The organism is Cyanobium sp. NIVA-CYA 375, from assembly GCF_056108345.1.
In genome coordinates this window covers 1-4192 of the sequence record NZ_JBSYHW010000123.1, presented here as the reverse complement: position 1 = coordinate 4192, position 4192 = coordinate 1, and the positions used below count along the sequence as shown (strand labels likewise).

The window sequence follows — 4192 nt, the reverse complement described above, 5'->3', positions numbered from 1 at the left end:
GAGCTGGCCAAGGCTGCCGGGGGTCTGACACCGGAGCAGCGCACGGAGGTGGGCCTAGTGCTGGAGCGCCACCTGGTGGAAGCGCTCAGGAGCCTGGCCGAGGCTCAGCTGGCAGGCTGACCGCCGGGGATGAGCCCCTGCTGCTGAAGATCAGCAACATACTCACGCCACTGGCGGCGGAGTTTCTCAGGATCGCCGCCGTCCAGAACAAGAGCGCCATCCTCAACCCGGCCGAAGTCCTGCCAGAGCTGGTGTAGTGCCCCAGGCTGTGCCCGGACGTGCACCGCCTGGCCGTGGGCTGTGGCCTGGTGCAGCTCCACTGCGTCGCTGCCATCGACGTGACGGACCAGCATCAGCGGAGGGTGGCCCGCCTGCTGGTGGTGCAGCTCCAACGCCAGGCCGAGTGTGGTGAGCCAGGAGTTGAAGCTGCGCCGCACTGCAGGGTTGAGACGGTCTGAGGCCATAAACGCTTGCACCCGTGCGGCGATCTGTGCCGCCATTGCCTGGCCATCAGGGCGGGCCATGAGCTGCTGGTGCTGCAGCCGGGCTGCATCGAGCCGGTCTGAGGTGCCAGCAGCAGCGGCTTGAGCATCCTGCACCGCCTGGCCCAGCAGGGTGGCGGTGGCTGCATCGAGCTGGCCGGTGATAAGGAGCTTGGCCATGGTCTGCTGTGCTGTTGCCGCCTGCTGCTGCTGCTGGCCCAGCTGCTGCTCAAGCGCGAGCAACTGGTGCTCAGCCACCTGGCGCTGCTGGCTGTCGGCCGGCTGGTGGAAGAACTCACCCCAGCGCTGGTGCATGAGCAGCTCTAGCAGCTGGGTTTCGTCGTAACGGTGGTTTCTCATCTTGCAAGTGCGCTTGGGCTTGCCTTTGCACGTCAAATAACGGTGCACGAGCCCTGACGGCTTGGCTTGCGACATGAGGCTGTAGAGCTGGCCGCAGGGGCAACGGGCCACACCTTGGAACAGGTTGTGGCGCATGTCGGATTTGGTCGGTTGCCGTGAGTGGTAGCCATCACGCTGCCGCATGAGCTGCTGACAGCGCTCGAACTCCTGCACGGTGATGGCCGGGGGGAAAAACCCGCCCTGCACCTTGGTGGGAACTCGTTTGCGGCGACCGTTTGGCTGCAGCTGCACCTCACACCATTGGCGCTCACCGATCAGCCGGCGATCCCTGAGAACCTGCCCGACAGCACCCGCCGCCCAGAGCCCGCCGCGTGAGTTGCGGTGTCCTTCATCGTTGAGGGTCTGCGCCGATTTGACCTGCCCAAAGCCCTGCAGGCAGAGATCGACGATCCGCCGGTAAGTCGGCCAGCGGCTGTTGAGGGAGAAGGCCTGGGTTTGTTCGTCATGGTCGAGCCACTGAGGCCGGCAGTGGGGGAGTACCGCCTCACCTGCCAGACCGCGCTCGACACGGCGATCTGAGGCAGCCTTGACGCGCTGGGAGAGCTTGCGGCTGTAGTCGTGCGCCGCGTCACGCCTCACCAGCAATTGAAGGCGTACACCTATGTCGGTGTCGTATTTAGCGCGATCTACAACCACGTCATCGCGAACAATCCCGAGGGCTAGGCCGAGATCCCAGAGCTGGTGTAACAGCTGCTCTGAATGGCTGGCTGCCTCACGGCTGAACCTATCGAGATCCTCGACCACGAGCACCGAACCGGGGGCGATCTGGCCCTGTTCGGCCGCATAGATAAAGGCGCCCAGTGCCCCCCGGCTCCGATGCCGACCGTGGTAAGCACTCAAGCCCCGATCAACAAGGGGATCAGGGTTTGGGATGAGCCCATGCCTGTGGCAGAAGGGCAGGAAGGCATCAGCCTGGCGATCAATGCCGGTACGGCCAGCAGCTGCCTGCTCTGGCGATGAGACGCGGAGGTACGAAAGGGCGATGGGCACGGCCGTGGTGCTGCTGTTGCTGACCGTATCTCAGTACGGCATGGCACGCCAACCCTCCAAATAGCTCACTCGGCTGCGGCCCTGCTCCCGCTGGCGGACTTTGGCCCGATCCAGCGGAGCGGCCAGGGCGGCGAGCTGCTCGGGGGAGAAGCCAAGGGGCTGAGCCTGGAGGACTTGCGGCGCTGCGGCTGATGGTGGGCTTGCGGCGCTCTCCGTATCGGACCGCTCAGCGGAGCGGATCACCTCCAGAGCGGAGAGCGGCCGCTGGGCCGGACGAGGAGCTGCGGGACGACTGCTGGTGCTGGACCCATTGGTGGAAGGGGCGGCGACGGTCATGGCGATGGGAAGCGATGGAGCGAGAAGAAGAAAGGAGCGAAATCGGATCAGCAAGAAAGGGCCCGCCACTGCAGCGGGCCATGTCGCGGGGGGCTCTGCCCCCCTCCGGTCAGTGGATGCGCCAGGAGCGGCGGTTGAGCAGCTGAGCGCCGGTGATCTGGCGGCCGGCCTTGAGGGCTTCCTTGATGGCGTTTTTGTCCGGCTTGCTGCTGGTGGAGAAAGTGAGCCACTCGGCATCGAGGGCCTGCTCGTCGTCGATCACCACGGCCTGAGACTTGCGGCTTGTGAGCTCGTGATCCGGGAAGGAGAAGCGGGTGGCTGCGGGCTGCAGCTGGGTGAGAACAAACACCAGCGATTCCTCCAGCGCATCAGCCCGGCCGGCATCACTACGGGCCAGATCGGCGAGCCGCTTGGCCTGCTGCTGGCGGTAGGCGGCCTGACCGCGCAGATGCTCGATCACCCAGCAGGTGGCATCGGCCTTAGCGGCGAGGGCCTGCTTATTGCCTTCTTCTGCCAGTAGGGCCGCCTCCAGCTCGGCGAGGGCCAGAGCGCGCTGCTCGGGATCATCCGTTTCCAGCTGCTCGGCTAGCTGGGAGATGGCGGTGGTGAGCTCCTGGGCCTCGCTGCCCAGCTGCCAAAGGGAACCAGAGCGCTGGAGGGAGCAGGCAGGGCCTGATGCCGAGGGGGCTGCCGCTGGGGCAGGGGCAGCGACTGGAGCAGGGATGGGGGTGAGAACAGCCATGACGGTGAGAAGCGATGGGGATGGAAAGAACGGAACGAAGCGCCAGGGGCGCCAAAGGCCTTTGGTGCTGGGGGATTAGGAGCAGCCGACGCCAGCCGGAACTGCCCAGAGCCCGGCCGATGGGCTGATCTCGGCCACGGAGATCGGCACCGGGGAGCGGGGCGCCATGCGGCGGGCTTCTCTCACCAGCGAGGCGGTGCCTGGGCCACCGGGAAAGGCCACCACCAACACCGATGCGAGCGATCCCTGGGATGTGTGGGCCATGGCTTTGGCAATGGCCTGCTGGAGCAGCTCACGATTGCGGATCGGCCCGGCGGCCCGGCCATGCCGCTCCCACTGGGCTGGCATCACCGCGGAAGACCAGCCCAGCTGCTGGGCCGCCCGACCAATGGCGGCATCAGCGCCACGGGCACCGCCGTGGAGCAATAAGTGAACAAGGCGCCCGCCGCTGCGGGCGAGCAGCTCAGCGGCCACGCGCTGATGGGGCCAGGCCAGATCACGACCACCCCCGGCCGCGATCACAAGCGAGTGGGATGGGGCTATTTCAGGGCTAGATGAGAGATAAAGATCCATGAATCAGCTGCCAGAGGTGACAACTGATCGGGGCAACACACCGCAAATAAAAGAGCGGCAGCGCTGGCGAGATCAGGGGATTGGATTACCGCAGGCGATGGGCTTGGGGCCTTTGGCGCAGCCCATATTCTACCAGTACAACTGCACTTATAGGCAGGCAGAACCACTCTGGGGGAATGGATCTGGGCACCTGCCGCTGATCGGGTGACAGCTGGCTTCTCTGATAGCAAGTGGGCCCTTATTGACGCTCTCCCATCGCTCTAACCCTGGTGAATCACCGCGCAGCCGCGCGAGGCCCTCGACCGGCTTTCAGCACCCCAACCCAGCACCCTGGGCCTGGGATTACATGGGCACCGCAGCCGCGGGAGCAGCGCCGGGCCAGGGTGATCTGAGCCACCCATCCCGGCGGCGGCGAGGAGGCAAGAGATCACGCGAGCGCAAGGGTCGGTGACCGCGCAGCGGCCTCACCGACTTGCGCAGCCCTTGCGCCGCGTGACACCATCACGCCCCGCTGCCGGGGTGGGGCAGGTGTTCAGGCGCCAAGCCACTCGAAGACCCTTAGATCAAGCCGTGGGCCCAAGATCGATCTCAGATGACGGATCCCCTCGATCTGGTTCTGATTGAGGTTGTCCTTGCCTCTGACCTTGAC

Annotated in this window: 4 protein-coding genes; all 4 read right to left on the bottom strand. The window is 65.7% G+C overall.

Annotation, left to right across the window (positions count from 1 at the left end):
* Positions 1–104: 104 nt before the first annotated feature.
* On the bottom strand, positions 105–1892 hold the full coding sequence (locus AC01FP_RS16290; protein ID WP_474481719.1) for a recombinase family protein: 1788 nt from the start codon (positions 1890–1892) through the stop codon (positions 105–107).
* A 30-nt stretch (positions 1893–1922) separates the two neighbouring features.
* A complete protein-coding gene (locus tag AC01FP_RS16285) occupies positions 1923–2228 on the bottom strand; it encodes a hypothetical protein (RefSeq protein ID WP_474481718.1) in 306 nt (101 codons plus the stop codon).
* Positions 2229–2337: 109 nt separating this feature from the next.
* On the bottom strand, positions 2338–2970 hold the full coding sequence (locus AC01FP_RS16280; protein WP_474481717.1) for a siphovirus Gp157 family protein: 633 nt from the start codon (positions 2968–2970) through the stop codon (positions 2338–2340).
* 75 nt (positions 2971–3045) lie between these two features.
* Entirely contained in the window at positions 3046–3543 is a 498-nt protein-coding gene (locus AC01FP_RS16275) for an SLOG family protein (RefSeq protein WP_474481716.1), read from the bottom strand.
* Positions 3544–4192: the final 649 nt, after the last annotated feature.